Source organism: Achromobacter insuavis (assembly GCF_902859645.1).
GTDB lineage: Bacteria > Pseudomonadota > Gammaproteobacteria > Burkholderiales > Burkholderiaceae_B > Achromobacter > Achromobacter insuavis.
In genome coordinates, this window is the sequence record NZ_CADIJR010000086.1 from 1 (window position 1) to 25327 (window position 25327).

Sequence of the window (25327 nt, forward strand, 5' to 3'; positions counted from 1 at the left end):
GGCGCGACCGGCGCGGGCGCAGCGGCCGGAGCCGGCGTCGGCGCCGCGGCGGCTGCCGCGGGATCCTTGTGCTCCAGGGCGAGCTGCCTCAATACCGCGCAGATGCGTTCAAACACGGCTTCATCGGGCTCTTCGGAGGCCCGGTAGGCATCCAGTTGGCTTTTGAGCACGTCTTTCGTTTCCAAGAAAATATCAATCATGTCCGTACGCAGCGCCATTTCGCCGCGACGGATCGCGTCCAGAAGGTTTTCAAGCAGGTGGGTGGTGCCCGCCAGCTGGTTGAAACAGCCGAACGTCGCCGCGCCGCCCTTGATCGAGTGGGCCGCGCGGAAAATGGCATTGAGCTGCTCGATGTCGGGCGCGCCGACGTCGAGCTCGAGCAGCAACTGCTCCATTTGCGCGAGCAGTTCGTCCGCCTCGTCGAAAAAGGTCTCGTAAAACTGACTGAGGTCCAAACCAGAACTCATGACCCGTACGCCTTCATAAATGAACTTGCCTACGCGCCGGATTGCTCATCGAGCAATTCGGACGCCAATTCCACCAGCACATCGGGATCGACCGGCTTGGACAGCCAACCGCACACGCCCAGATCCCGAGCCGCCATCTTGCTGTCCACGTCGTCTTCGGTGGTCAGCACCAGCACCGGCACGTCCAGGTATTGCTCCTGTTCGCGCAGGCCCTGGATCAATTGCAGGCCTCCCATCACGGGCATGTTCCAGTCGCTCACCACCAGGTCCACCGGATGGCTTTTCGCCACCTCAAGCGCTTCCTGGCCGTTGCCGGCCGTCAATACCTTCCATCCCGCGCCCGTCAGCGTCGCCTGGACGATCATTCTCATCGTCGCCGAATCGTCCGCCACCAGAATCGTTGCCGCCATTGCTATCGAGCCCCTTCGGCGGGCGGCGTTGCCGCCGCGTCGCCCTGCTTGGTTGCCGTCGTGGCCTGGGCGGCGGCGTTCACCGCCTCCACGGCCGTTCCAACCTCGCGGGCATCCTTGGCGCTGACGTCCGCAGCCGCGGCGTTCTCGTTTTCGATGCGCCGCTGGGTGCTCTGGTTGAGCACCACTAGGCTGATACGTCTATTAACGGCCGCATATGGATCATCTTTAACGAGGCTCATGCTGGAAGACAGCCCCTGGATGCGCATGACCTTGCTTTCGTTCATGCCGCCGGCCACCAGCTCCTGGCGCGAGGCGTTGGCACGATCGGCCGAGAGTTCCCAGTTACTGTAGGCGCGCTCGCCGCGCGCGTACTGCGACGCGTCGGTATGGCCCGAGATGCTGACCTTGTTGGGCAGCTCGTTCAGAACCGGCCCCAATTCCCGCAGGATGTCGCGCATGTACGGCTGCACTTCGGCGCGGCCGGTCGCGAACATGGGACGGTTCTGGTTGTCGATGATCTGGATCCGCAGGCCTTCGGTGGTCAGGTCGATCAGCAACTGGGGCCGGAAGCTTTTGAGCACCGGGCTGTTCTCGATGACGTTTTCCAGCCGCTTCTTGAGGTTTTCCAGGCGGTGCTGGTCGCGCCGCTCGGCGTCGCCCATCGGCTGGGCCTCGACCCGGTTGCCCTGGGCGCGGCGCTCGTCGCCGTCGCTGCGCAGGGGGTCGCGGCCGCCGCCGGGGACCGCGCTGGTCTCGGCCGAGCTGCTGGGACCACCGGTCAGCGCCACGCGCAGGGGCATGCGGAAGTATTCGGCGATGCCCTTGAGTTCCTCGCGCGGCACGATGCTGATCAGCCACATCACCAGGAAGAACGCCATCATCGCCGTGATGAAGTCGGCGTAGGCGATCTTCCAGCTGCCGCCGTGGTGTCCGCCGCCGTGGACCTTCTTGCGGCGGATCACCACACGGTGGTTGTTTACCGTGCTCATGGCCCGCTCCGTCAGGCCTTGGCGGTGGACTTGGTCTGCCGGACGTGCTCTTCCAGCTCACCGAAAGTCGGACGCACCGACGAATACAGCACCTTGCGGCCGAATTCGACCGCCAGCTGCGGCGGGTAGCCGTTCATGCTGGCCAGCAGCGTGGTCTTGATGCATTCCAGCACCTTCATGGCCTCGTCCGTGCGGCGCTCGATGCGCGAAGCCAGCGGACCGACAAAGCCGTAGGCCAGCAAAATGCCCAGGAAGGTGCCGACCATGGCCTTGGAGATCAGGTCGCCCAGGATGGCGGGCGGCTGGTCCACGGCGGCCAGCGCCTTGATCACGCCCAGCACCGCGGCCACGATGCCGAACGCGGGCAGGCCGTCGGCCATCTGCCGGATCATGCTCGCGGGCACTTCGCGCTCGTGGCGGTAGGTCTCGATTTCCTCGTCCATGAGCGTTTCGATCTCGAACGAGCTCATGTTGCCGCTGATCATGATGCGCAGGTAGTCCGTTATGAACTCCATGAGCTTCTCGTCTTTGGCGATGCGCGGATACTCGCTGAAGATCGGACTGGAGGCCGGATCCTCGATGTGCGATTCGATGGCCATCAGGCCTTCGCGGCGCGCCTTGTTCAGCAGCACGTACAGGAGCGCCATGAGCTCCATGTAGACGTCCTTGCCGTAGCGCGAGCTTTTCAGCGTGTCCGGCAGTGCCTTCTTGACCAGCATCAGCGACTTCTTGCTGTTGCCGGCCAGGAACGCGCCGAAGGCCGCGCCGAAGATCAACGTCAATTCGAACGGCTGGTAAAGCGCGCCCATGTGGCCGCCCAGCGCTACGAAGCTGCCGATGACCGACACGATCACCACTAGAAAACCGATAACAATCAACACATCAGGCCCCTGCCAACGAAGTCTAAAACCGGCGTCAATGATCCCCTGTTCCCCCCAACCCAAAAAGGCGGGTTACGGGGAGTTTTCCAGGGCTTTTGATGTATTTGGACGCGCCGCTCAGGAACGGGCGGCGTCTACGGCTGGCGCGGGACGGCTGCCCGCGCGCGCCTTGGCGGCGGCGCGGGTCTTGCCGGCCCGGGGTGGCGGACGGCAGATCGCGCACACGAAATCCGACTGCGGATCATGCGCGTGCGCGATGAAATGTCCGCCGCACTGGCGGCAGGCGGACAGCTGCAGCATGCCGCTGTCGAAGAACCGCACCAGCATCCAGGCCCGGGTGAAGCTCAGCACGGGCTCGGCGGATTCGGCGTTGTCCACGCCGGCGTTCTCGAGATAGAGGCGGTACGCGTCGATGATGGCGCGGATGCCCTTGCTGCTGGTGCGCGTATTCAGGAACGAATACACGTTGTAGAACAACGAGGAATGGATATTCGGCAACCAGGTCATGAACCAGTCGACCGAAAAAGGCAGCATGCCCTTCGGTGGCGAGCAGCCGCGGATTTCGCGGTACAGACGTGCCAGGCGGTCGTGGCTGAGGCTGGTTTCAGCCTCCAACACCTGCAGCCGCGCGCCCAGAGTGATCATGGAGCTGGCTAGCAGGATGTCATCCGCTTCCTGCGAAACGCTCTTGGTGGCCATTACACGTGTCCGAGTGGGAATCGACAGGCCGTCAGGCCAGTTCTTCAACAGGTTGCTTGGCCAGCAGGATCGTCGCGTGCGCTTGCTGCAGCGCGCCGCCCAGCACATCATGGGTCAGTGCGGACAGCAGGCTGTAGTCGTCGAAACGGAAACGGCACAGGAGCGAACTGGAGCTGGCCAGCTTCACCAGCTGAGCCGGAGAAAGACGCATCAGGATATCGGCAACCTCGTTGCTGAAACCCAGGCGGAACATCGATGCAGCATAGTCATCGCGCAGCATGCGCTGTGCGAGAAGAAGGTAGGACAGATTCACTTCACGGATATCTGCCAGCAAAGAATTTTCGACTTGTTGCACGCCCGACTCCCTATTCCCTATCCCACCGAAGGGGCTTGATAACCAAGGACAATGGCAACGTTTGTTGCACAGTATCCGCTGCATCCTGTTTTAATGCGAAATGTATCATTTGTTCGCAATTTAAGTAAAATTTACCACAGGTCATGTCATTTTCTATGACTTATATGACAAATCTTTGTTGATATCGCGCAACTAGAGACTTTAGATACACCTTGACATAGAAAGTCCTGGCAAATGTACGTCAATTTGGCAAATAAGCATTCAAAACGTTGCGTGCTTTAAGGAATGAAATACCGACTTTTGCCGACAATGACACCTTGCCGATCACAAAATATTGCTAGCTTTAGCGTAGCCGCGCGTTTGTCGACAATGTCGCAAATTGACAACAACCGACAATGCGTCACGATGGACACCGCCTGACACTCCCGCAATGCCCCACGCAGATGACAGCTTGGTCGAATATGCCCCGCTAGTGCGGAAGCTGGCCCTGCAATTGCTCGCCCGGCTGCCGGCCAGCGTTGAGCTCGACGACCTGATCCAAGCCGGCATGATCGGCCTCTTGGATGCCGTGCGCCGCTACCAGGAAACCGCCGACGCCCAGTTCGAGACCTACGCCACCACCCGCATCCGCGGCGCCATGCTCGACGAGCTGCGGGGCCAGGACTGGCTGCCGCGCAGCGTGCGCGCCAAGGCCCGCAAGATCGAACAGGCCATCCAGCAGCTCGAGCAGCGCCTGATGCGCGCGCCCTCCGAGGCCGAGATCGCGCAGCAGATGGAAATGCCGCTGGCCGAATATCAGACGCTGTTACACGACGCCCAGGGCGTGCAGATCGTCCACTACGAAGACTTCGCCACCGAGCCCGACGCCGCGTCGGGCCAGACCGACTGGACCGCCACGCTGAATCACGGCACCGCCGGCGGCAACCCGCTGGACTCGCTGCTGGCCGGCGATTTCCGCCAGGCGCTGATCCTGGCCATCGACACCCTGCCCGACCGCGAGAAACTGCTGTTGTCGCTGTGCTACGAACAGGGCCTGAACCTGAAGGAAATCGGCGCGATCATGAACGTGACCGAGGCCCGCGTCTGCCAGTTGCGCTCGCAGGCCACCGCGCGCATCCGCGCCAAGCTGCGCGAACAGGCCTGGCAGCATCTGCCCCAGGAAGGGCAGATCGCGCAGATCATCTGACGGGCACAACCGCCGGACCGGATGCCCCGTCCGACGCCCAGGCGGCGCGCCTTGCGTCCGGAATTCCGGGAAAATCGGACGTTGTTCATGCCATTACGCCCCCGGCGCCCTTGTTAGCCTTCCACGCTGACACCAATAATGGTGCGCGCGGCGATCCGCCGCCGGCCGCGCACCGCGATCCCTGGAATTTCGCCATGAGCGCACCCGACGTCCTGACGCAGGCCATTTCCGACGCCTACGACGAAACCCCGTACATTTCCCTGCCCTTTTCCTACACCTCGCCCGGCAACCTGCGCGCGGTCGCGCACCTGTACCAGTTGCCGGCGCCGGCGCTGGAGCAGGCCCGGGTGCTGGAACTGGGCTGCGCCGCCGGCGGCAACCTGTTGCCATTCGCGCTGGCCTACCCCGAGGCCCGCGTCGTCGGCATCGACCTGTCGCCGCAGCAGATTGACGCGGGCCGGCTGATCGCGGAAGCGGCGGGCGCGCGTAATCTCGACCTGCGGGCCATGAGCCTGACGGACATCACCGCCGACTTCGGCACTTTCGACTACATCATCTGCCACGGCGTGTTCAGCTGGGTGCCGCCGGAGGTGCGTGACGCGATCCTGCGCATCTGCCGCGAAAACCTGGCGCCGCAAGGCATCGCCTACGTCAGCTACAACACCTATCCGGGCTGGAAGGCGTCCGACGTGATCCGCGACGCCATGATCCTGAACAGCTTCGGCGCGGAAACGCCGCAGGACAAGCTGGTTCGCGCCAAGGCCATGCTGGAACTGATCGAGGGCGGCCTGTGGCAGAGCAACCCGCTGCGCTCGGCGCTGCAGGAAGCCGCCCGCAAGCTGCGCGGACAGACCGATCACTATCTGCTGCACGAATACCTGGAGGCGATCAACACGCCCTGCTATTTCCTGGAATTCGCCGCCGCGGCGCAACAAGCCGGCCTGGCCTACGTGACAGATGCCGAACCGCAATTGACGTTCCCCTCCACGTTCGGCGGCACCGTGGCGCTGGGCCTGAACGGGCTGTCGGTCAACGCCGGCCGGGAAATGCGCGAGCAATACCTCGATTTCGCCATCGGCCGCTCGTTCCGCAAGAGCCTGCTGGTGCATGCCGAGCGCGCCGGCGACATTCTCGACCAACCCGAGGGCGGCGCCTTTGTCGCCATGCATTTCGCCGCCGACCTGACGCCGCTGCCCGGCGCGGCGGGCGCCCCGGCCGGGCAACGCCAGTTCCGCACCGCCGCCGGGACCGCCATCACCACCCAGGATCCGGGCATGATCGCGTTGATGGAAACGCTGGCCCAGGCCTGGCCGCGATCGCTGCCGTTCGCCGCGCTGCTCGAAACCCAGCGCGGACACGCGGCCGACGCGGCGGCCGACACCCTGGCCAACGCGATGATCGGCCACTTGGTGACGCTGGTGCAGGCCAGCGCCCTCCACTACCGCCTGGAACCGGCCGCCTACCAACCCGCGCAGGCCAAGCCGCGCCTGATCCCCGGCGCCCTGCAATTACTACAAGAAGTAACAAAACCGAATTCCCAGGTCGGCATGCACAACCTCTGGCATCACCCGGTCACGGCGCCCACCGACGCCCTGCACCAATATCTGATGCGCCACATCGACGGCGAGCACAGCAGCGCCGAACTGCGCACCCTGGCGCGCGACGCGCTGACCGCGGGACGCCATCCGCACCCGGACGGCAAATCCTACAAGGGCGCCCGCAACCTGGATCCGGTGGCCCAGGAAATCGTCAACAGCCTGCTGGCCGCCCTGCGCCGCGCCGGCCTGCTGCTGCACTGACAGGCCCGTCCGGCGGCCGTGCTCCGGCCGTCGGACAAGTCTGTATATGGTGCTTCCTCACCCGTCCGGCCGCCCGGCCAGACCGTAAGACCAGTCTGTAAGTGGTATCCAACAACATTTTGCGAATACCAAAAAAAAGCCCTAAAGATTGATTTGCGACTGCCGTAATCCTTGCAACGGAGAAATTCGAAGACGCAAGAAATCGAATTCTTCCCGTTACAACGATGGGCGGCCCCGCTGCCCGGTTTGAAGAAGCCTTTCTCTCTTGGGAGCCTAAACATGGCTGCAGTCATTAACACCAACTACTTGTCGCTGGTTGCTCAGAACAACCTGAACAAGTCGCAATCTTCCCTGGGTACCGCCATCGAACGCCTGTCGTCGGGCCTGCGCATCAACAGCGCCAAAGACGACGCCGCCGGTATGGCCATTGCCAACCGCTTCACCGCCAACGTGAAGGGTCTGACCCAAGCCGCTCGTAACGCCAACGACGGTATCTCGCTGGCCCAGACGACGGAAGGCGCCGCCTCCGAAATCAACACCCACCTGCAGCGCGTTCGCGAACTGTCGGTGCAAGCCGGCAACGGCAGCTACTCGCAAGAGCAGCTGAACTCGATGCAAGACGAAATCAACCAGCGTCTGTCGGACATCGACCGCATCTCGCAACAAACCGACTTCAACGGCGTGAAGGTTCTGTCGGCCAACGCCAAGCCCCTGACGCTGCAAGTCGGCGCCAACGACGGCGAAACCATCACCCTGAACCTGTCGGAAATCAGCGTCAAGACGCTGGGTCTGGACGGCTTCAACGTGAACGGCACCGGCGTGACGCAAAACCGCACCGCCACCGTGTCCGACCTGCAAGCCGCTGGCGGTTCCGCCACCGGCAACGACTGGACCGTGACCACGAACCACGCCAGCGCCACCGCTGACCAAGTGTTCGCCAAGCTGGAAGGCGGCAACAAGGTCACCATCGGTACCGGCACCGCCGCTACCGTCTACAGCTACGACGCCGCCAACAAGAACTTCACGTTCACCGACAAGTCGGCCTCGAACGCCGCCACCGTCACCTCGCTGGCCAACTCGCTGCGCCCGGCCACCGGCACCACGACCGCCACCTACACCCACAGCAACGGCTCCGCTTCGACCTCGTTCGAAGTCGACGCCACGGGCAAGGTCACCGTCGGCGGTCAAGCCGCCTACCTGGACGCCGCCGGCAACCTGACGACCAACAGCGCCAGCGCCACCGCCGCCACGCTCGACTCCGTCATGACGGCTGCGTCGAACAACACCGGCACCGCCGGTTCGTCGTCGGTCTCCATCAATGGCAAGACGTACTCCAACACGGGTACGGCCAACCAACTGACGTTCACCAACACCATCGCTTCCGATGCGCTGCTGGCCAACGTCAAGGCTGCCGCCAACTCGACGATCCAGCTGGGTCAAGGCATCACCAGCGCCACGGTCACGCTGGCCAACGGCACCTCGTCCGACACGTACGTCGACGACAAGGGCGCGTTCACGACCACCAAGAACTACACCACCGTCTACACCGTCGACCCCAACACGGGCAAGGCCACGGTCAAGAGCGGCACGGGCGCAGGCGACTACGCTCCCAAGGTTGGCTCCACCGCCTACGTCAGCGCCTCGGGCAAGCTGACCACGGACACGACCAGCAAGGGCACGCTGACCACCGATCCGCTGAAGACGCTGGACGCCGCCTTCACCAAGCTGGACAAGCTGACCGGTGAACTGGGTGCCGTGCAGAACCGTCTGGAATCGACCATCGCCAACCTGAACAACGTGGTTAACAACCTGTCGAACGCCCGTTCGCGCATCCAGGACGCCGACTACGCCACGGAAGTGTCGAACATGTCGAAGGCCCAGATCCTGCAACAGGCTGGCACCTCGGTTCTGGCGCAAGCCAACCAAGTGCCGCAAACCGTTCTGTCGCTGCTGCGTTAATTCACGGCAAAGCAGTACGGACGGGGGAAGCTCCGGCTTCCCCCCGGCCAGCCGGCCACGGCCCTTCGCGCCATGGCCGGCCCCTCGAACCCGCCTCCCGGCGGGTTTTTTCATTCCCGCTGGCTTCGAGCGGTTTCATCCAAACTGGCGGGGAATTGGCACGCTGATTCGCTGAATGGGCGCGGGCCGGCGTCCATAGAATGAGCGCAATAGTCTCCCGAGGCTCGCCCCTCCTTCGCACGCCACATGTCTTATCCGGCCCATACCCAACGACAAGCCGCCGCCGACCCCGGACGCCTGGCTCCCAGCCACTCCCCCGCCCGGTTGCGCGCGACCGCCCATCTGTACGGGGTCGACAGCGTCCCCCTGGAACATGCCCGCGTGCTGGCGATCGGCTGCGGCGACGGCGCCGGCCTGCTGCCCTTCGCCCTGGCCCATCCGCAGGCCCAGGCGGTCGGCATCGACGCATCCGAGGCCCTGGTGGCCCAGGGCACGGCGGCCGCCCAGCGGCTGGGCGCGGCCAACCTGCGGCTGTACGTGGGAGAAGCCGCCGACATCGGCACCCAGCTGGGCCAGTTCGACTACGTGATCGTCACCGGCCTCTATAGTTACCTGCCGGCGCCGGCGCAGCAGGCATTGCTGCAGGCCTGCGGACAGTTGCTGTCGCCGCAGGGCATCCTGTACCTGGACAGCCACGTCTATCCGGGCGCCAAGTCGCTGGAAGTGGTGCGCGACGCCATCATGCTGCACGGCCACGCCGCGCAGAACGACGCCGAACTGCGCCAGAGCGCCACGGCGGCGCTGTCCCTGTTCAAGGACGGCCTGGCGGCGTCCAACCCGCACGCCTCGACCCTGGCGGCCGCGGCGGAGCAATTCGCCCGCGCCCTTAGCGACACGGCGGCCGGCGCCAATCCGCTGTCCTGCAACCCCAGCTATTTCGTCGAACTGGCCGGCGTGGCCGCCCAGGCGGGGCTCGCCTATCTGGGTGATGCACAGCCGCTGAGCGAATTGCCGCTGTCGTTCGGCCAGGGAGTGTCGCTCAACCACAGCCTGCTGGCCATGGGACAGCCGGTTACGGTGCGCCAGCAATACCTCGACTTCGCCACCGGGCGCGCGTTCCGCCAGTGCCTCTGGCTGCGTGACGAACGGGCCGCCGAGGTCCAGCGTCCGGACCTGGCGCGGCTGCGCGACCTGCGTTTCGCGTCCGGCCCGATCCGGCTGGCCGCCAATGGCCAGGAACAAGGCGCCACCTATGTGAATCACCTGGGCCGCGCCTTGGTCACGCACGACGCCGACGTGGTGACGGTGGTGGACACGTTGGCGCATGCCTGGCCCGGCTCGCTGCCCTACAGCACCCTGCTGGCGGTCCTGCTGTACCGCAACCAGATCGACAACGATGCCGGGACCAGGATCCTGCAGCGCGTCCTGCAGACGCTGCTCGAGCACGATCTGGCGCACTACTGCCTCGACCGCGGTCCCTATGACACCGAGGGCGGCGACACCTTCCACCTGCTGCCGTTCATGAGCGAAGCGGTGGCGGACGGCGAACCCGCGCTGCCCCGCTTCAATCTCTGGCACGAGGCCGTCAACTACCTGCCGCCGCCCGAGCAGGCCGCGGTCGTGGCCAACCTGGCGGCGGGCCGCCTGCCCAGCGCCGCAGCCGACCTCACGCCCGCCCCCCAACCCGCGGACGTGGCGGAGACCCTGGCGCTGCTCAAGCGTTATGCCTTGACCCAAGGCGGCCCCAAGGCCTGGGCGGACCTGCTGCGCCGCACGCTCGAGGCCGCGGGGGAAGCCTATATGCCGCTGGCGGGCATGTACGCCAGCGCGCGGGCCTGCCAGAGCCTGAATTCCCGGGTGCTGCAGGCCAGCGGACACCAGTCGAACCCGCCCGCCAGCATCGCGGCCCCCGTCAAGCGCATGCACGAACTGATGGTGCAGAAGGCCTACCTCGAGGCGGAACCCGTGGCGCGCCAGCTGACCAAGCTGTCGCCGCGGTTCTGGGATGCCTGGGAAGTCCTGACCGTCGCCTTGTTCAGCACCTTCCGCAGCCCGCAGGCCCTGCTGCCGGCGCTGACCATGCTGGACTTGGCGCCGGCCGACCCGCAGAGCCACATCGTGCTCGCCGCCGTCCTGACCCAGCTGGGGCGCACCTCCGAGGCGATCGGCGTGGCCCGCCGCGCGATCGAACTGGATCCGCGCAGCGCCGAAACCCATTCGGCCCTGGCCGACGCGCTGGCCGCCGAGCGCCGCTACAAGGAAGCCGAGGCCTGCAATCAGACCGCGCTGGCCCTCGATCCGACCCACCGCAAGGCGCTCATCAACCTGAGCAAGATCTACATCGACTCGGGCGAGGTAACGCAGGCCGAGCTGATGACCCGCCGGACCCTGACGCACTATCCGACTGCTCCCGTGGCCCGCAACAACCTGTTGTTCGCCATGAACTATTCGGACGATCGCACGGCCGAAGAGGTGTTCCAGGCCTACCGCGACTACGACACCGACCTGTGCGTGCCGCTGCGTTCGACCTGGAAGCCGCACGCCAACAAGCGGGATCCGGCGCGCAAGCTGAAGGTCGGTTATGTCTCGCCCGACTTCCGCCAGCATTCCGGCAACTACTTCATCGAGCCGGTGTTCGCCCACCATGACCGCGAGCGCTTCGAGCTGACCGCCTACGCGGAGCTGGTGGCCGAGGACGCCACCACGCCACGCCTGAAGGCCTATTTCGACCACTGGGTGCCCACGGCGGCGCTGACCGACGTGCAACTGGCCGAACGCATCCGCGCCGACGGCATCGACATCCTCATCGACGTCGCCGGCCATACCGCCGGCAACCGCCTGGGCGCGTTCGCGCGCAAGCCGGCGCCGGTCTCGCTGACCTGGCTGGGCTTCGGCTACACCACCGGGCTGTCGGCGATCGACTACATCATGACCGACGGCGTCATGCTGCCCGAGGGCTACGAACACCTGTTCTCGGAAAAGCCCTGGCGCCTGCCGCAAGGCAATTTCATCTATCGGCCCGGCGGCGGCATGGGCGACCCCGGCCCGTTGCCGGCCCTGAAGAATGGTTACGTGACCCTGGGCACGCTGACCCGCGCGATCCGCATGAACGACCGCACGGTCAAGGTCTGGTCCGAGATCCTGCGCCGCCTGCCGCGGGCGCACCTGGTGGTCAACAGCACCAGCTACCGCGACGGCCCGATGTGCGAGCAGTTGATCCGCCGCTTCGAGGCTCACGGCATCGAGCGCCAGCGCCTGGAGATCGGCTGCACCAGCCCGGCCTGGGACGTGCTGCGCGGCATGGACATCGGCCTGGACTGCTTCCCCCACAATTCCGGCGTGACGCTGGTCGAGACGCTCTACATGGGCGTGCCCTACGTGACGCTGGCCGACCGTCCCAGCGTCGGCCGCATCGGCGCCTCGGTGCTTCAGAGTGTCGGCCATCCGGAATGGATCGCCGACAACGAGGCGGCCTACGTCGACAAGGTGGTGGCGCTGGCCAGCGACATCCCGGCGTTGCAGGCCCTGCGCGGCACGCTGCGCGACCAGATGGGCGCAAGCCCCCTCATGGACGAGCCGGCATTCGCCCGCAAGTTCGAAGCCGCCCTGCGCGGCATGTTCACGAATTGGTGCGAGAACCAAGCATGAAAGCAATCATCCTGGCCGGTGGCCTGGGCACCCGGATTTCCGAAGAAACGCATACGCGCCCCAAGCCGATGATCGAGATCGGCGGCCGCCCGATCCTGTGGCACATCATGAAGACCTACTCCGCCCACGGCGTGAACGAGTTCGTGATCTGCTGCGGCTACAAGGGCTACATGATCAAGGAGTATTTCGCCAACTACTTCCTGCACATGTCCGACGTCACCTTCGACATGGCCGACAACCGCATGGAAGTCCACCAGCGCAAGGCCGAACCATGGCGCGTGACGCTGGTCGACACCGGCGAGAACACCATGACCGGCGGCCGCCTCAAGCGCGTGGCCGACTACGTCAAGGAAGAAGAGGCGTTCTGCTTCACCTACGGCGACGGCGTGGCGGACATCGACATCAGCGCCCTGATCGCGTTCCACCGCCGTCATGGCGGCCAGGCGACGGTCACCGCGGTGCAGCCCCCCGGCCGCTATGGCGCGCTGCGGCGCGAAGGCGACCGGGTCACCGGCTTCACCGAGAAGCCGCGCGGCGACGGCGGTTTGATCAATGGCGGCTTCTTCGTGCTGTCGCCCAGCGTCCTGTCGCTGATCGAGAGCGACGACACCAGCTGGGAAGCGGCGCCGCTCGAAGCCCTGAGCCGCGACGGCCAGTTGCACGCCTATGAACACCTGGGCTTCTGGCAGCCGATGGACACGCTGCGCGAGAAGAACCTGCTCGAGTCGTTGTGGAACACGGGCAAGGCGCCATGGAAAGTCTGGTAAGCAGGGACGGCCCGACGTCCCTGCCACCACCGCGCGCGCCCTTGCGGGCGGCGCGGCGTCACTCGAAACGCCCGCTTTTCATTTGATCACCAGGCCCTGCCCGGTGGGCAGTTCCAATACCCGATACCCACGCTTGGCAAACCAGGGATCTTCGGCGTCCTTCTGGGCGCGATACGCCAACCAACCATAGTCGTCCAGGATCAGGACCGCACCGGGAACCATGCGATCGAACAGTATTTCCAGCGCGCCGATTTCCGCGTCGGCATTATTCAGGTCCAGATGCATGAAGGCGATCTTCTCGGGCGCGACATCGTGCAGGACTTCCGGAACCTTGCCCTGGCTGACGGTGACGTTGGGCAGATCGGCAAAACGCTGCGTCACCCAGCTGAACAGTTGCTTGCTGTGTTCGGGCATGGCGTGATGCGGCTGGGACGGATCGTGATCGAACAGATCGTAAAGATAGTAGTGGCGATCGGGATGGGACGAAAAATCGACCGCATCGCAAACGATCCGCGCCGTCGTGCCCTTGTAACAAGCACACTCGACGAAATCGCCTTCCAGGCGCAGGCCATTGCGCACACCCCACAGGACGACGGAAATCCGCCACAGCACCGCCTGTTCGATCGAGGTGCTGGCGTGGTTGCCAAATGCCGTCATCAGAGCGTCGTCTTCCAGAAAGCCCAGATTACGATGATACGTAAAGAGATTGTCCCCGGCGTAGGCCCCGGACACCGCCCCAATTCCATTCAGGGCCGTCTGGATGCCTTCATAAAACATATTGGGGTCCTGCAGCCCGAAAAACACTGTCTTCAGGTGATTCTTGCTCATGTCGGATACGCTCAAAACGAATATTGAATGTGATCGCTCAATCATCCGGAAAATTGGATGGTTTTGCGCTGGGTTGCCTTGGTACTGATGTTACAGAAAGCACCTCGCACTTGGACGAAAAACTAGGGGCCGATTTCTCGACTGATCCCCCTATTGCCGCGCACCCATGTCACTAGAATGGGCAGTGTCGCGGAGAACGTCCCTAGAAATCCCATCCACACCATCGCTCGCACCTGATTCCCACTTAAGTACTCATGACCGGGTCCCCCTTGCCCTCTCCCACTTTCTGGCGCGACAAGCGCGTTTTGCTGACCGGTCACACAGGTTTCAAAGGCGGCTGGTTGGCGCTGTGGCTGCACCGGCTGGGCGCACGCGTCACGGGCATCTCCCTTCCGGCCGAAACGACTCCGGCGCTCCACCAGGCCGCGCGCATCGACAGCCTGATCGACGGCCGGCACTGCGACATCCGCGATGCCGCCGCCCTGCGACAACAGGTCCTGGAGGCGCGACCCGAAATCGTGCTGCACCTGGCCGCCCAGGCGCTGGTGCGGCCCAGCTACGCCGAACCGGTGGACACGTTCGCCACCAACGTGATGGGCACCGCGCACCTGCTGGACGCGCTGCGATCGGCGCCGGACGCCAAGGTGGCCGTCATGGTCACCACCGACAAGGTCTACCGCAACAACGAATGGCCCTACCCGTACCGCGAGCACGACACGCTGGGCGGCCACGATCCCTATAGCGCCAGCAAGGCGGCCAGCGAACTGGTCATCGCCTCGTACCGCGACGCCTTCCTGAAACAACAAGGCCTGGCGGTCGCCAGCGCGCGCGCCGGCAATGTGATCGGCGGCGGCGACTGGTCGGTCGACCGCCTGCTGCCCGACGCCGTGCGCGCCTGGCGCGATGGCGGCGAGCTGCACGTGCGCCGGCCCCAGTCGGTGCGGCCCTGGCAACACGTGCTCGAACCGCTGGCCGGCTACCTGACCCTGGCGGAGACGCTATGGCGGGATCCGGCGCTGGCCGACGCCTACAACTTCGGACCGGATGCCGCCGAGGCCGCGCCGGTGCGCACGGTCATCGACCTGGCGCAGGCCACCTATGGCCGCGGCCGCACGGTCTATGCCGAGCACTCGCAGGGACCGCACGAAGCCGGCCTGCTGACGCTGGATACCTCGAAGGCCCGCGCCGTGCTTGGCGTGGCGCCGCGCTGGCCGCTGGCCACGGCGGTGACGCGCAGCATGGACTGGTACCGCCGCTTCGACGCGGGCGAGGACGCGCTGGCGCTGTGCCAGGCCGACATCGACCGCTACGCGGGGCCGCGATGAGCCTGGAGATCCACGACACGCCGCTGGCCGGCCTGAAGCGCGTGCGGCGCCACCCGCGCGGCGACGCGCGCGGCTTCCTGGCGCGCCTGTTCGATGCCGAGGCCCTGCGGGCCGCCGGCTGGGACGGCGCCATCGCGCAGGTCAACCATACCCATACCGCCCAGGCCGGCACGGTGCGCGGCATGCACTACCAGTTGCCGCCGCATGCCGAGATGAAGCTGGTCAGTTGCATTCGCGGCGAAGTCTGGGACGTGGCGGTGGATCTGCGCCGCGGCTCGCCCACCTTCCTGCAATGGCACGCCGAACGCCTGTCCGCCGACAACGGCTGCGCGCTGCTGATCCCGCAGGGCTTCGCCCATGGCTTCCAGACGCTCGGCGACGACGTCGAGATGCTGTATTGCCATTCCGCGGCCTACGCCCCGCAGGCCGAGGCCGGCCTGCATTTCCAGGATGCCCGCCTGGGCATTGCCTGGCCCCTGCCCCCTACCCTGGTGTCCGAGCGCGACCTGAATCATCCGCGCCTGGATGCCGCTTTCCCGGGAGTCGCACTGTGAAGTGCCGCCACTGCCAGGCCGAACTGAGCCTGCCCTTTCTCGACCTGGGCCACGCGCCGCCGTCCAATGCCTACCTGAGCGCCGACGCGCTGCGCGGCCCGGAAACCTGGTTTCCGCTGCGCCTGCTGGTGTGCGAATCGTGCTGGCTGGTCCAGACCGAGGACCACGCCGGCCGCGAGGCCCTGTTCACCGACGACTACGCCTACTTCAGCTCGTTCTCGTCGTCCTGGCTGGCGCATTCGCGCCGCTACGTCGACGCCATGGCCAGCCGCTTCGGCCTGGGCCCGCAGAGCATGGTGTGCGAGATCGCCGCCAATGACGGCTACCTGCTGCAGTACGTCAAGGCCGCCGGCATTCCCTGCTATGGCGTCGAACCCACCGCCAGCACGGCGCAGGCCGCGCGCGAACGCGGTATCGACATCGTGCAGCGCTTCTTTGGCGTCGAACTGGGCGACGAACTGGCCAGCACCGGCCGCGCGGCCGACCTGGTCGCCGCCAACAACGTGCTGGCGCACGTGCCGGACATCAACGATTTCGTCTCGGGCTTCGCCGCGCTGCTCAAGCCCCAGGGCGTGGCCACCTTCGAATTCCCGCACCTGCTGCGCATGGTGCGCGAGAACCAGTTCGACACGGCCTATCACGAACACTATTCCTACCTGTCGCTGACCGCGGTCGCGCGCATCTTCCGCGCCAACGGCCTGGCGGTGTTCGACGTCGAGCACCTGCCCACCCACGGCGGCAGCCTGCGCGTGTATGCCCAGCGGCTCGACACCGGCAAGCACGAGGTGACGGCGGAGGTGGCGCGCACGCTGGACGAGGAGCAACAGGCCGGCATGACCGGCGCGGCCTTCTACGAGCGCTTCCAGCAGCAGGCCGAGCGCATCAAGAACGACCTGCTGGCGCTGCTGGTGGAGCTGCGCCGCAACGGCAAGCGGGTGGCCGCCTATGGCGCCGCCGCCAAGGGCAACACGCTGCTGAACTTCGCCGGCGTGCGGCCGGACCTGCTGCCCTACGTGGTGGACCTGAACCCGGCCAAGCAGGGCAAGTACCTGCCGGGCAGCCATATCCCCATCGTCGCCGAGGAAGTCCTGCGGCAGGACCAGCCCGAGTACATCGTGGTGCTGCCCTGGAACCTGAAGACGGAAGTCTCGCAACAGCTGGCCTACGCGCGCGAGGGCTGGCACGCCAAGCTGGTCACGGCCGTGCCCGGCCTGGCGATCGACGGCGGCCACGACGCATGAACACCGCGCCGGTCACCGTCCTGGGGGCAACGGGCTTCATCGGCCGCCACCTGCTGGCGCGCCTGCGCGCCGACGGCATCGCCTGCGAGGCGCCGGCGCGCGATGATGCCGGCCTGTTCGACCGCCCCCTGGGCCACGTGATCTACGCCATCGGCCTGACCTCGGACTTCCGCAGCCGGCCGCTGGACACGGTGGAAGCCCACGTCTGCCTGCTGCGGCGCCTGATCGCCGCCGGCCACTTCGACAGCCTGACCTATCTGTCCAGCACCCGCGTGTATGCCGGCGCCAGCGACACCCGCGAGCAGGCCGCGCTGACGGTCAATCCGAACCACGCCAGCGATCTCTACAACCTGTCCAAGCTGATGGGCGAATCCCTGTGCCTGCACGGCGGCCATCCGCGGGCCCGGGTGGCGCGCCTGTCCAATATCGTGGGCCTGCGCGACGCGCCCGACAGTTTCATCGACCAGCTGCTCGAGGAAGGCGCGCGCGACGGCCGGATCACGCTGCACACCACGCTGTCCTCGCGCAAGGATTACCTGTACATCGACGACGCCGTGACCCAGATCCTGGCCCTGGCGCAATCGGACGCCACCGGTATTTTCAACGTGGCTCACGGCCAGGGCGTGGACAACCGCGCCATCGCCGAGTGCCTGGAAGCCGCCCTGGGCTACCGCGTCACCGAAGCGGCCGACGCGCAGCCCTGGGCCTTCGCCGATATCGACACCCAACGCATGCGCACCCGCTTCGGCCTCGCGCCGCGCGCGTTCGCCGACTATTTCCCGCATTTTCTGGCGCAGTACCGCCAACGCAAAGGAATCTGAATGTCCTACCTCGAAACCACGCCCGACGCGCATCCCGAATACCGCCAGGAAAAGGCCGCCCGCATCGGCTCGTTCGCGACCGACCAGGAGTTCCGCGAACTGTCGATCGCCTGGCGCCAGATGGCGCTGGAGCGCAAGTACATGAACAACTTCTCGTGGGCCGGCCGGCCGCTTATCCAGCTGCCCATGGACGCCATGGCCATGCAGGAACTGATCTGGGCGGTCAAGCCGGACCTGATCATCGAGACCGGCATCGCCCATGGCGGCTCGCTGATGCTGTCGGCCTCGATGCTGCAGCTGCTGGGCGCCGGCGAAGTGGTGGGCGTGGACATCGAGATCCGCGAGCACAACCGCCGCGCCATCGAGGCCCACCCGCTGGCCGGCCGCATCCACCTGATCGAAGGCTCCAGCATCGACCCGGCCACCATCGCCCAGGTCCGCGCGCATGCCGAGGGCAAGAAGAACATCATGGTGTGCCTGGATTCGAACCACACGCATGACCACGTGCTGGCCGAGCTGAACGCCTATGCCGACCTGGTCAGCGTGGGCAGCTACTGCGTGGTGTTCGACACCTTCGTCGAGGACATGCCGGCCGACTACGAATGGCCGGGCCGCCATTGGGGCAAGGGCAACAACCCCAAGACCGCCGTCTGGGAATGGATCAAGAGCCACCCGGAATTCGAGATCGACCGCTCGGTCGAGGATCGGCTGCTGGTGACCTCGGCGCCCGACGGCTTCCTGCGCCGCAAGGCCTGACCGCGCCACAGGCGGCATCATGATCGAGATCGATCCGAGCGCCCGCGTATCGCCGCTGGCCGACATCGAGGATTCCACCCGCGGCACGCGGATCGTGATCGGCCCCGGCGCCGTGGTGGATTCCTTCGTCAAGATCAAGCCCGCCGGCGGCGCCGGGGACGTCATCATCGGCCCGGACTGTGTCATCAATTCCGGCTGCGTGCTCTATACCGGCAACGGCATCCGGATGGGCGCGCGCGTGGCGGTCGCGGCCAATTGCACCTTCGCCCCCGCCAACCACGAGTTCCGCCGCCGCGACCTGCCGATCCGGCAACAGGGGTTCCGCCCCAGCAAGGGCGGCATCGTCATCGAGGACGACGTCTGGATCGGCGCCAACTGCGTGCTGCTGGACGGCGCCATCCTGCGCGAAGGCTGCGTCATTGCCGCCGGCAGCATCGTGCGCGGAGAAATCGCCGCTTTCTCGATACAGGGCGGCAACCCCATGGCGGTACTCGGCTGGCGCGAAGAGACCGGCGACTGAGCGCCCCCCACGACATGATTGGTTGGAAGCCGGCTTTTTGCCGGCTTATTCCTTTTTTGCCCGGCCAGGCAGGCGGTCATAATTGCGTTCGTACGCTTTTGTATCTATATTTTTCGTAACATGACCACCACGCCTCCCGATCCACTCGCTACGCGGCATGACGGCACCACGGATCCAGACGACCAGGCGCCGGTGGATGCGCACACCCAGCGCTTGCGCGACGAGAACCGCGCCCTGCGCGAACTGCTGGCGGCGCAAGTGCAGGCCTCGATCCCGCGGCCCGGCCTGTTCAAGCGGGTGGGCTGGGCGCTGATCAGCGCGCCCGGCGCCGCCCTGGTGGGCTGGCGCAGCCTGATCGGCCGCGAGGACGCCACCCCGATCACCGGCAAGCGCGTGGGCTACGCCACCCTGACCGTCCTCTATACGCTGGCGATCTACGGCGCGCTGGTGTTGCTGGTGGTGTCCTGGAGCACGCCCAACGCCGCGCGCACCGGGGTGAACGCCGCCGGGCCGGTGCGGGTGCCGCTGGACGCCCCGCAGGGCGCCGGCCAGGAGCCGGCGAGCCCCGCCGCCCCGACCGACCGGAACAGCGGCGACGGCGCCGCCACGCCCCCCAAGGACACCGAACCGCCGCCCTCCCCGGAACAGGCGCCGCACAGCGCGCCCCAGGAGGACGCCCTGGAAACGACCGCGCCGGCGGCCCCCGCCGACAGTCCGGCCGCGCGCCCCGCCAGCGCCGCTGGCGGCAATGCCATGCCGGCCGCGGCCCGCGACCCCGCGCCGGCAGCCGCGCCCGGCGCGCCCAAGCCGACGCTGCGGATCACCGAGATTCCCGCCGAGAATCCACTCGCCTGGCTCGACAGCCTGAAAACCGAGCTGGCGCGTTGCGCCTCCCTGGGCTTTTTCGACCGCCCCGATTGCGCCTGGGCCGCGCGCAAGCAATATTGCGGCCCCAACCGGGGCTGGGGCGCGGTCAAGGAATGCCCGCCACAGCCCTGACGCCGACGCCGACGCCGACGCCGGAAAATTCTGCCGCGATGCCGCAAACTTTGCGATAATCGCTGAACCTCGGGCTTCGGCCCGGACAGTCTTCCACAGGACATCCGCCATGGATCTTTCCATCAGCAACACCGTGAACACCGGCCTGGCCATGCGCGACGCGCAGCTGATGCAGGAAGTCCAGGCCCGCGTCACCAAGAAAGCCATCAACGCCCAGGCCGACACCGTCGCCACGCTGATGCAATCGCTGCCGGTGGTCGCCATCGACGGCAAGATCGGCACCCGCATCAATACCCAGGCGTAACCGCCCCGGCGCGCGCGGCCGCGCCCTCTCCCTTCCGCTTTTTCCCGTCTTCGCCCGAGGCCGTCAGGCCTCCAGGTGCCCGCGCATCAATTCCTCGAACCATTCCAGAAAGATCGCCAGCCGGCGCGAACGCTGTCGCCGGTGCGGGTAGAGCAGCGTCACGGGCATGGGCGCGGCGCGATGCCCCGGCATGACTTCCACCAGTTCGCCGGCATCCAGCAGGTCCCGCACGTCGAAGCGCGGAATCTGGATCAGCCCCAGGCCCGCCAGGCAGCAGGCGATGTAGCTTTCAGCATTGTTGACCACCACCCGGCTGGGCACCGTGATGGCCTGGCGGCCGCCGTCGCCGTCCGCCACCTCCCAGGGCAGTTCGCGGCCCGTGGTCGGCGAGGCGTAGCCCACCATCCAGTGCTCCGCCGGCAGCGCGTCCGGCGCCCTCGGCACGCCCCGCTCGCGCAGGTAAGCGGGGCTGGCGCAGTTGATCAGGGCGATGCTGCCCAATGGCCGCGACACGAGGCTGCTGTCATGCAGCGCGCCGATGCGCACCGCGCAATCGACGCCTTCCTGGATCAGATCGATGGCGCGGTCGCTCGAACCCAACGCCAGTTGCAGCCGGGGATGGCGCCGCAACAGGCCCGGCAAGGCGGGCGCCACCAGGCGGCGCGCAATGCGGCTGGGCACGTCGACGTTGAGCCGTCCGGACACCTGGCGCTGGCTCTGCTGGAACAGGTGGTCAATGTCTTCGACCTCGGCCAGCAAGGGCCGCACCCGTTCCAGCAACTGGGCGCCATCGGCCGTCAGGCGCACCTGGCGCGTGGTCCGGTGCAGCAGCCGCGCGCCCAGCTGGGCCTCGAGCTGCTGGACGGCGGCCGAGACGGAGGCACGCGGCAGCTCCAGCGCGTTGGCGGCCTTGATGAAGCTGCCCATCTCCGCCACCTGCGCGAAGACGCGATACTGTTCGAATCTATCCATGCTTTCCCGGTCTGCGCCACCGCCGGCGGCACGGCGCCGCCCGTGACAGCATAGCCGGTCCGACAGGCAAGGCGGACGCCAGGGAGCGCCGCCCCGCACGCCGCGATGACGGCGGCATGGCGGGGCGCGACGTTCACTTGGTGGTGTAGCCGCCGTTGATCAGGATGGTCTGCCCGGTGATCCACCAGCCATCGCTGACCAGGTGGCGGATGAACGGCACCACGTCCTCGATGTCGGTCAGGCCGGTCCTGGAGAACGGCGACAGCGCGGCGGCGGTCTTGTGATACGCGACGGCATCGGCGCCTTCGGCCGGATAGAAGAACGGCGTGTCCATCGGGCCCGGCCCCACCGCCGTCACCGAGATGCCGCGCGCGCCGAACTCCTTGGCGGCGGCCCGGGTATAGTGCTCGACCGGCGCCTTGGAGCCGGCATAGGCGGCGTAGAACGGCGTGAACGCGCCCAGCAGCGAGGTCACCAGGGTGCAGACCTTGCCGTTGTCGTTGACGTGGCGGCCGGCCTCCTTGAGAAAGAAGAACGCCGTCTTGGCGTTGACCGCGCTCATTTCGTCGTACTCGGCTTCGCTGATCTCGGTCAGCGGCTTCTTCAGTACCTTGCCGACGGTGTTGATGGCGATGTCGGGCCGCCCCACCGCCGCCACCGCGTCGGCGAACAGTTTCTCGATGGCGCCGGCCGTGGTCAGGTCGGCCTGGAATGCCACGCCCTTGGCGCCGGCGGCCTGGATCGCGGCCACCGTGGCGTCGGCGTCGGCCTTGGAGGCCGCGCTGTTGTAGTGGATGGCGACCGCCTTGGCGCCCTGCTTCGCCAGGTCGCGGGCGATCAGGCCGCCCAGGTTCTTGGCGCCGCCGGCGATCAGTGCGACTTTGCCCTTGATGGAATGGTCTGCCATGGAAAATCTCCCGCATGTGTCGATGGAGATTCGATTCTAGGCAGGCAGCGGGCCGGGATCAGCCGGGCGCGGCCGGATGGATCATCCAGGAAATCGTTCCAATGAAAAACAGCCCGAAGGCCGGGAGGCGCTTCGGGCTGCGGTGCCTGCGTCCGGATGCGAAGATCCGGCCAGCCAGGGCGATTTACTTCTTCTTCATCGGCGGCAGGTCGGTGCACACGCCTTCGGCCACTTCGGCCGCCATGCCCACCGATTCACCCAGCGTCGGGTGCGGGTGGATGGTCTTGGCGATGTCGATGACGTCCGCGCCCATTTCCACGGCCAGCGCCACTTCGCTGATCAGGTCGCCGGCATGGGTGCCGACGATGCCGCCGCCCAGGATGCGGTGCGACTCGGCGTCGAACAGCAGCTTGGTGAAGCCTTCGTCGCGGCCGTTGGCGATGGCGCGGCCGGAAGCGGCCCACGGGAACACGCCCTTCTCGACCTTGATGCCCTGCTTCTTGGCTTCGTCCTCGGTCAGGCCGACCCACGCCACTTCCGGATCGGTGTAGGCCACCGACGGGATCACGCGGGCGTCGAAGAACGACTTCTGGCCGGCGGCGGCTTCGGCCGCCACGTGGCCTTCATGCACCGCCTTGTGCGCCAGCATCGGCTGGCCGACGATGTCGCCGATGGCGAAGATGTGCGGCACGTTGGTGCGCATCTGGCGATCGACCTCGATGAAGCCGCGGTCGGTCACGGCCACGCCCGCCTTGTCGGCGCCGATCTTCTTGCCGTTGGGGCTGCGGCCCACGGCCTGGAGCACCAGGTCGTAGCGCTGCGGTTCCTTCGGCGCGCCCTCGCCCTCGAAGGTGACGTAGATGCCGTCTTTCCTGGCTTCCGCGCCGACCGTCTTGGTCTTGAGCATGATGTTGTCGAAGCGGCCGGCGTTCTTCTTCTGCCAGACCTTGACCAGGTCGCGGTCGGCGCCCTGCATCAGGCCGTCCAGCATTTCCACCACGTCCAGGCGCGCGCCCAGCGTGGAGTACACCGTGCCCATTTCCAGGCCGATGATGCCGCCGCCGATGATCAGCATCTTCTTGGGGATTTCACGCAGCAGCAAGGCGCCGGTGGAATCGACGATGCGCTCGTCCTGCGGCAGGAACGGCAGCTTCACCGACTGGCTGCCGGCGGCGATGATGGCCTGCTTGAAGCGCAGGGTCTGCGACTTGCCGTCGGCGCCCTTGACCGCCAGGTGGTTGGCATCGGCGAATTCGCCCACGCCCGTCACCACCGTGACCTTGCGCGCGCGGGCCATGCCGGCCAGGCCGCCGGTCAGCTTGGCGACCACGCTGTCCTTGTAGCCGCGCAGCTTGTCCAGGTCGATCTTGGGCTCGCCGAAGCTGATGCCGTGGGCGGCCAGCTCGCGCGCCTCGTCGATGATGGCGGCGTTGTGCAGCAGCGCCTTGGACGGGATGCAGCCCACGTTCAGGCAGACGCCGCCCAGCGTGGCGTAGCGTTCGACCAGCACCACGGACAGGCCGAGGTCGGCGGCGCGGAAGGCGGCCGAATAGCCGCCGGGGCCCGCGCCCAGCACCAGCATGTCGTATTCGGCGTCGGCCGAACCCTTGAAGGTCGCGGCGGCGGGGGCCGGGGCGGCAGCGGCCTTGGGGGCCTCGGCCTTCGGCGCGGCGGCCTTGGGCGCTGCCTTGGCGGCCGGGGCGGCGGCGGCGTCGGCCGCTTCCACCTCGAGCACCACGGCGCCTTCGGCGACCTTGTCGCCGACCTTGACCGCGATCGACTTCACCACCCCGCCCTGCGAGGCGGGAATTTCCATCGAGGCCTTGTCGGACTCGACGGTAATCAGGCTCTGCTCGGCCTTGATCGTGTCGCCCACGGCGACCAGCACCTCGATGACTTCGACTTCCTTGAAGTCACCGATGTCCGGCACTTTGATTTGAACGGTATTGCTCATAGGGCTCCCCGTTTACAGCGCGATGCGGCGGAAGTCGGCCAGCAAGGCGCCCAGATAGGCGTTGAAGCGGGCAGCGGCGGCGCCGTCGATGACACGGTGGTCATAGGACAGCGACAGCGGCACGATCAGGCGCGGCACGAACTGCTTGCCGTCCCAGACCGGCTTGTGCGACGAACGCGACACGCCCAGGATGGCCACTTCGGGCGCATTGATGATGGGCGTGAACGAGGTGCCGCCGATGCCGCCCAGCGACGAGATCGAGAAGCAGCCGCCCTGCATGTCGGCCGGCGAGATCTTGCCGTCGCGCGCCTTCTTGGACAGGTCGGTCATTTCCTGGGCGATCTGCAGGATGCCCTTCTTGTCGGCATCGCGGATCACCGGCACCACCAGCCCGTTGGGCGTGTCGGCGGCGAAGCCGATGTGGTAGTACTGCTTGAGCACCAGGTTGTCGCCGTCCAGCGAGGCGTTGAACTCGGGGAACTTCTTCAGGGCCGCGACCACGGCCTTGATCAGGAAGGCCAGCATCGTGACCTTGATGCCCGACTTCTCGTTTTCCTTGTTCAGCGTGACGCGCAGCGCTTCCAGGTCGGTGATGTCCGCTTCGTCGTTGTTGGTGACGTGCGGGATCATGACCCAGTTGCGGTGCAGGTTCGCGCCGGAGATCTTCTTGATGCGCGACAGCGGCTTGGCTTCGACCGGGCCGAACTTGGTGAAGTCGACCTTGGGCCACGGCAACAGGCCCAGCGCGGCGCCATCGGCCGAGCCGCCCGCGGCGGCGGCCACGGGGCCGGCGGCCAGCGCCTGCTTGACGAAACCGCGCACGTCATCGGCGGTGATGCGGTCCTTCGGACCCGAGCCCTTGACCTTGCTCAGGTTCACGCCCAGTTCGCGGGCGAACTTGCGCACCGACGGCGAAGCGTGCGGCAGCTGGCCGGGCTTGAGGTTGGCGTCTTCCAGCGCGGCGGCCGGGGCCGGACGCGACG

The 25327-nt window shown here is 66.5% G+C and carries 24 protein-coding genes; 13 read left to right on the forward strand and 11 right to left on the reverse strand.

The annotated features are described in order from the left end of the window. From H0523_RS27240 to flhD, 6 genes are all read right to left on the reverse strand, one after another. A partial coding sequence (locus H0523_RS27240) for an Hpt domain-containing protein (RefSeq protein ID WP_180180209.1) occupies nucleotides 1–467 on the reverse strand: 467 nt, incomplete at its 3' end. A 29-nt stretch (nucleotides 468–496) separates the two neighbouring features. Then, nucleotides 497–877 carry a response regulator gene (locus tag H0523_RS27245; protein WP_006387511.1) on the reverse strand — a complete coding sequence of 127 codons (381 nt, stop codon included), beginning with the start codon at nucleotides 875–877 and terminating at the stop codon, nucleotides 497–499. A gap of 2 nt (nucleotides 878–879) precedes the next feature. Beyond that, complete coding sequence (gene motB, locus H0523_RS27250) at nucleotides 880–1869, reverse strand: flagellar motor protein MotB (protein ID WP_049074404.1); 990 nt, start codon at nucleotides 1867–1869, stop codon at nucleotides 880–882. Nucleotides 1870–1880: 11 nt separating this feature from the next. Further along, nucleotides 1881–2750, reverse strand: coding sequence for a flagellar motor stator protein MotA (motA, locus tag H0523_RS27255; protein WP_006387509.1), 870 nt, complete (start codon nucleotides 2748–2750; stop codon nucleotides 1881–1883). Between the two features lie 117 nt (nucleotides 2751–2867). Continuing rightward, complete coding sequence (flhC, locus tag H0523_RS27260; RefSeq protein ID WP_006394423.1) at nucleotides 2868–3449, reverse strand: flagellar transcriptional regulator FlhC; 582 nt, start codon at nucleotides 3447–3449, stop codon at nucleotides 2868–2870. A 31-nt stretch (nucleotides 3450–3480) separates the two neighbouring features. Beyond that, the gene (flhD, locus tag H0523_RS27265) at nucleotides 3481–3804 is read right to left on the reverse strand and encodes a flagellar transcriptional regulator FlhD (RefSeq protein WP_006219025.1); all 324 of its coding nucleotides are present in this window, start codon (nucleotides 3802–3804) and stop codon (nucleotides 3481–3483) included. A gap of 430 nt (nucleotides 3805–4234) precedes the next feature. Between flhD and H0523_RS27270 the strand changes: the two genes are divergently transcribed. The 5 genes from H0523_RS27270 to rfbF all read left to right on the forward strand — a co-directional run bounded on the left by H0523_RS27270 (nucleotide 4235) and on the right by rfbF (nucleotide 13163). Continuing rightward, nucleotides 4235–4990 (forward strand): RNA polymerase sigma factor FliA, encoded by a 756-nt coding sequence (locus H0523_RS27270; RefSeq protein WP_035360284.1) that lies wholly within the window; start codon nucleotides 4235–4237, stop codon nucleotides 4988–4990. Between the two features lie 194 nt (nucleotides 4991–5184). Next, entirely contained in the window at nucleotides 5185–6789 is a 1605-nt protein-coding gene (locus H0523_RS27275) for a methyltransferase regulatory domain-containing protein (RefSeq protein ID WP_054460763.1), read from the forward strand. Between the two features lie 279 nt (nucleotides 6790–7068). Further along, on the forward strand, nucleotides 7069–8748 hold the full coding sequence (locus H0523_RS27280) for a flagellin N-terminal helical domain-containing protein (protein WP_054431982.1): 1680 nt from the start codon (nucleotides 7069–7071) through the stop codon (nucleotides 8746–8748). Nucleotides 8749–8994: 246 nt separating this feature from the next. Next, nucleotides 8995–12396 (forward strand): bifunctional class I SAM-dependent methyltransferase/glycosyltransferase, encoded by a 3402-nt coding sequence (locus tag H0523_RS27285; RefSeq protein WP_054431983.1) that lies wholly within the window; start codon nucleotides 8995–8997, stop codon nucleotides 12394–12396. After that, on the forward strand, nucleotides 12393–13163 hold the full coding sequence (rfbF, locus tag H0523_RS27290) for a glucose-1-phosphate cytidylyltransferase (protein ID WP_054431984.1): 771 nt from the start codon (nucleotides 12393–12395) through the stop codon (nucleotides 13161–13163). Before H0523_RS27285 ends, rfbF begins: the two co-directional genes overlap by 4 nt. A gap of 78 nt (nucleotides 13164–13241) precedes the next feature. Here rfbF and H0523_RS27295 read toward each other — a convergent pair whose 3' ends face one another. Then, complete coding sequence (locus H0523_RS27295; RefSeq protein ID WP_054431985.1) at nucleotides 13242–13991, reverse strand: class I SAM-dependent methyltransferase; 750 nt, start codon at nucleotides 13989–13991, stop codon at nucleotides 13242–13244. A 254-nt stretch (nucleotides 13992–14245) separates the two neighbouring features. Here H0523_RS27295 and rfbG point away from each other — a divergent pair, with 254 nt between their 5' ends. The 8 genes from rfbG to H0523_RS27335 all read left to right on the forward strand — a co-directional run bounded on the left by rfbG (nucleotide 14246) and on the right by H0523_RS27335 (nucleotide 20511). Continuing rightward, complete coding sequence (gene rfbG, locus H0523_RS27300; protein ID WP_054431986.1) at nucleotides 14246–15316, forward strand: CDP-glucose 4,6-dehydratase; 1071 nt, start codon at nucleotides 14246–14248, stop codon at nucleotides 15314–15316. Then, nucleotides 15313–15870, forward strand: a complete 558-nt coding sequence (rfbC, locus tag H0523_RS27305) for a dTDP-4-dehydrorhamnose 3,5-epimerase (protein WP_054431987.1) — start codon at nucleotides 15313–15315, stop codon at nucleotides 15868–15870. Before rfbG ends, rfbC begins: the two co-directional genes overlap by 4 nt. Then, nucleotides 15867–17111, forward strand: coding sequence for a class I SAM-dependent methyltransferase (locus H0523_RS27310; RefSeq protein ID WP_054431988.1), 1245 nt, complete (start codon nucleotides 15867–15869; stop codon nucleotides 17109–17111). Before rfbC ends, H0523_RS27310 begins: the two co-directional genes overlap by 4 nt. Next, nucleotides 17108–17932, forward strand: a complete 825-nt coding sequence (locus tag H0523_RS27315) for an NAD-dependent epimerase/dehydratase family protein (protein ID WP_054431989.1) — start codon at nucleotides 17108–17110, stop codon at nucleotides 17930–17932. The genes H0523_RS27310 and H0523_RS27315 overlap by 4 nt, the downstream gene beginning before the upstream one ends. Continuing rightward, nucleotides 17933–18688, forward strand: a complete 756-nt coding sequence (locus tag H0523_RS27320) for a cephalosporin hydroxylase family protein (protein ID WP_054431990.1) — start codon at nucleotides 17933–17935, stop codon at nucleotides 18686–18688. A gap of 19 nt (nucleotides 18689–18707) precedes the next feature. Then, complete coding sequence (locus tag H0523_RS27325; protein WP_054431991.1) at nucleotides 18708–19208, forward strand: acyltransferase; 501 nt, start codon at nucleotides 18708–18710, stop codon at nucleotides 19206–19208. Between the two features lie 120 nt (nucleotides 19209–19328). Next, entirely contained in the window at nucleotides 19329–20207 is an 879-nt protein-coding gene (locus H0523_RS27330) for a hypothetical protein (RefSeq protein ID WP_054431992.1), read from the forward strand. A 109-nt stretch (nucleotides 20208–20316) separates the two neighbouring features. Continuing rightward, nucleotides 20317–20511, forward strand: a complete 195-nt coding sequence (locus H0523_RS27335; protein ID WP_054431993.1) for a putative motility protein — start codon at nucleotides 20317–20319, stop codon at nucleotides 20509–20511. Nucleotides 20512–20574: 63 nt separating this feature from the next. Here H0523_RS27335 and H0523_RS27340 read toward each other — a convergent pair whose 3' ends face one another. The 4 genes from H0523_RS27340 to H0523_RS27355 all read right to left on the reverse strand — a co-directional run. Beyond that, entirely contained in the window at nucleotides 20575–21483 is a 909-nt protein-coding gene (locus H0523_RS27340; protein WP_054431994.1) for a LysR family transcriptional regulator, read from the reverse strand. A gap of 133 nt (nucleotides 21484–21616) precedes the next feature. Next, nucleotides 21617–22390: an SDR family oxidoreductase gene (locus H0523_RS27345; RefSeq protein ID WP_054431995.1), complete on the reverse strand. Its 774-nt coding sequence runs from the start codon at nucleotides 22388–22390 to the stop codon at nucleotides 21617–21619. A gap of 184 nt (nucleotides 22391–22574) precedes the next feature. After that, entirely contained in the window at nucleotides 22575–24344 is a 1770-nt protein-coding gene (gene lpdA, locus H0523_RS27350) for a dihydrolipoyl dehydrogenase (RefSeq protein ID WP_054431996.1), read from the reverse strand. Nucleotides 24345–24356: 12 nt separating this feature from the next. Then, nucleotides 24357–25327 (reverse strand): dihydrolipoyllysine-residue acetyltransferase (locus H0523_RS27355; protein WP_180180210.1); only part of this gene is annotated, 971 nt, incomplete at its 5' end.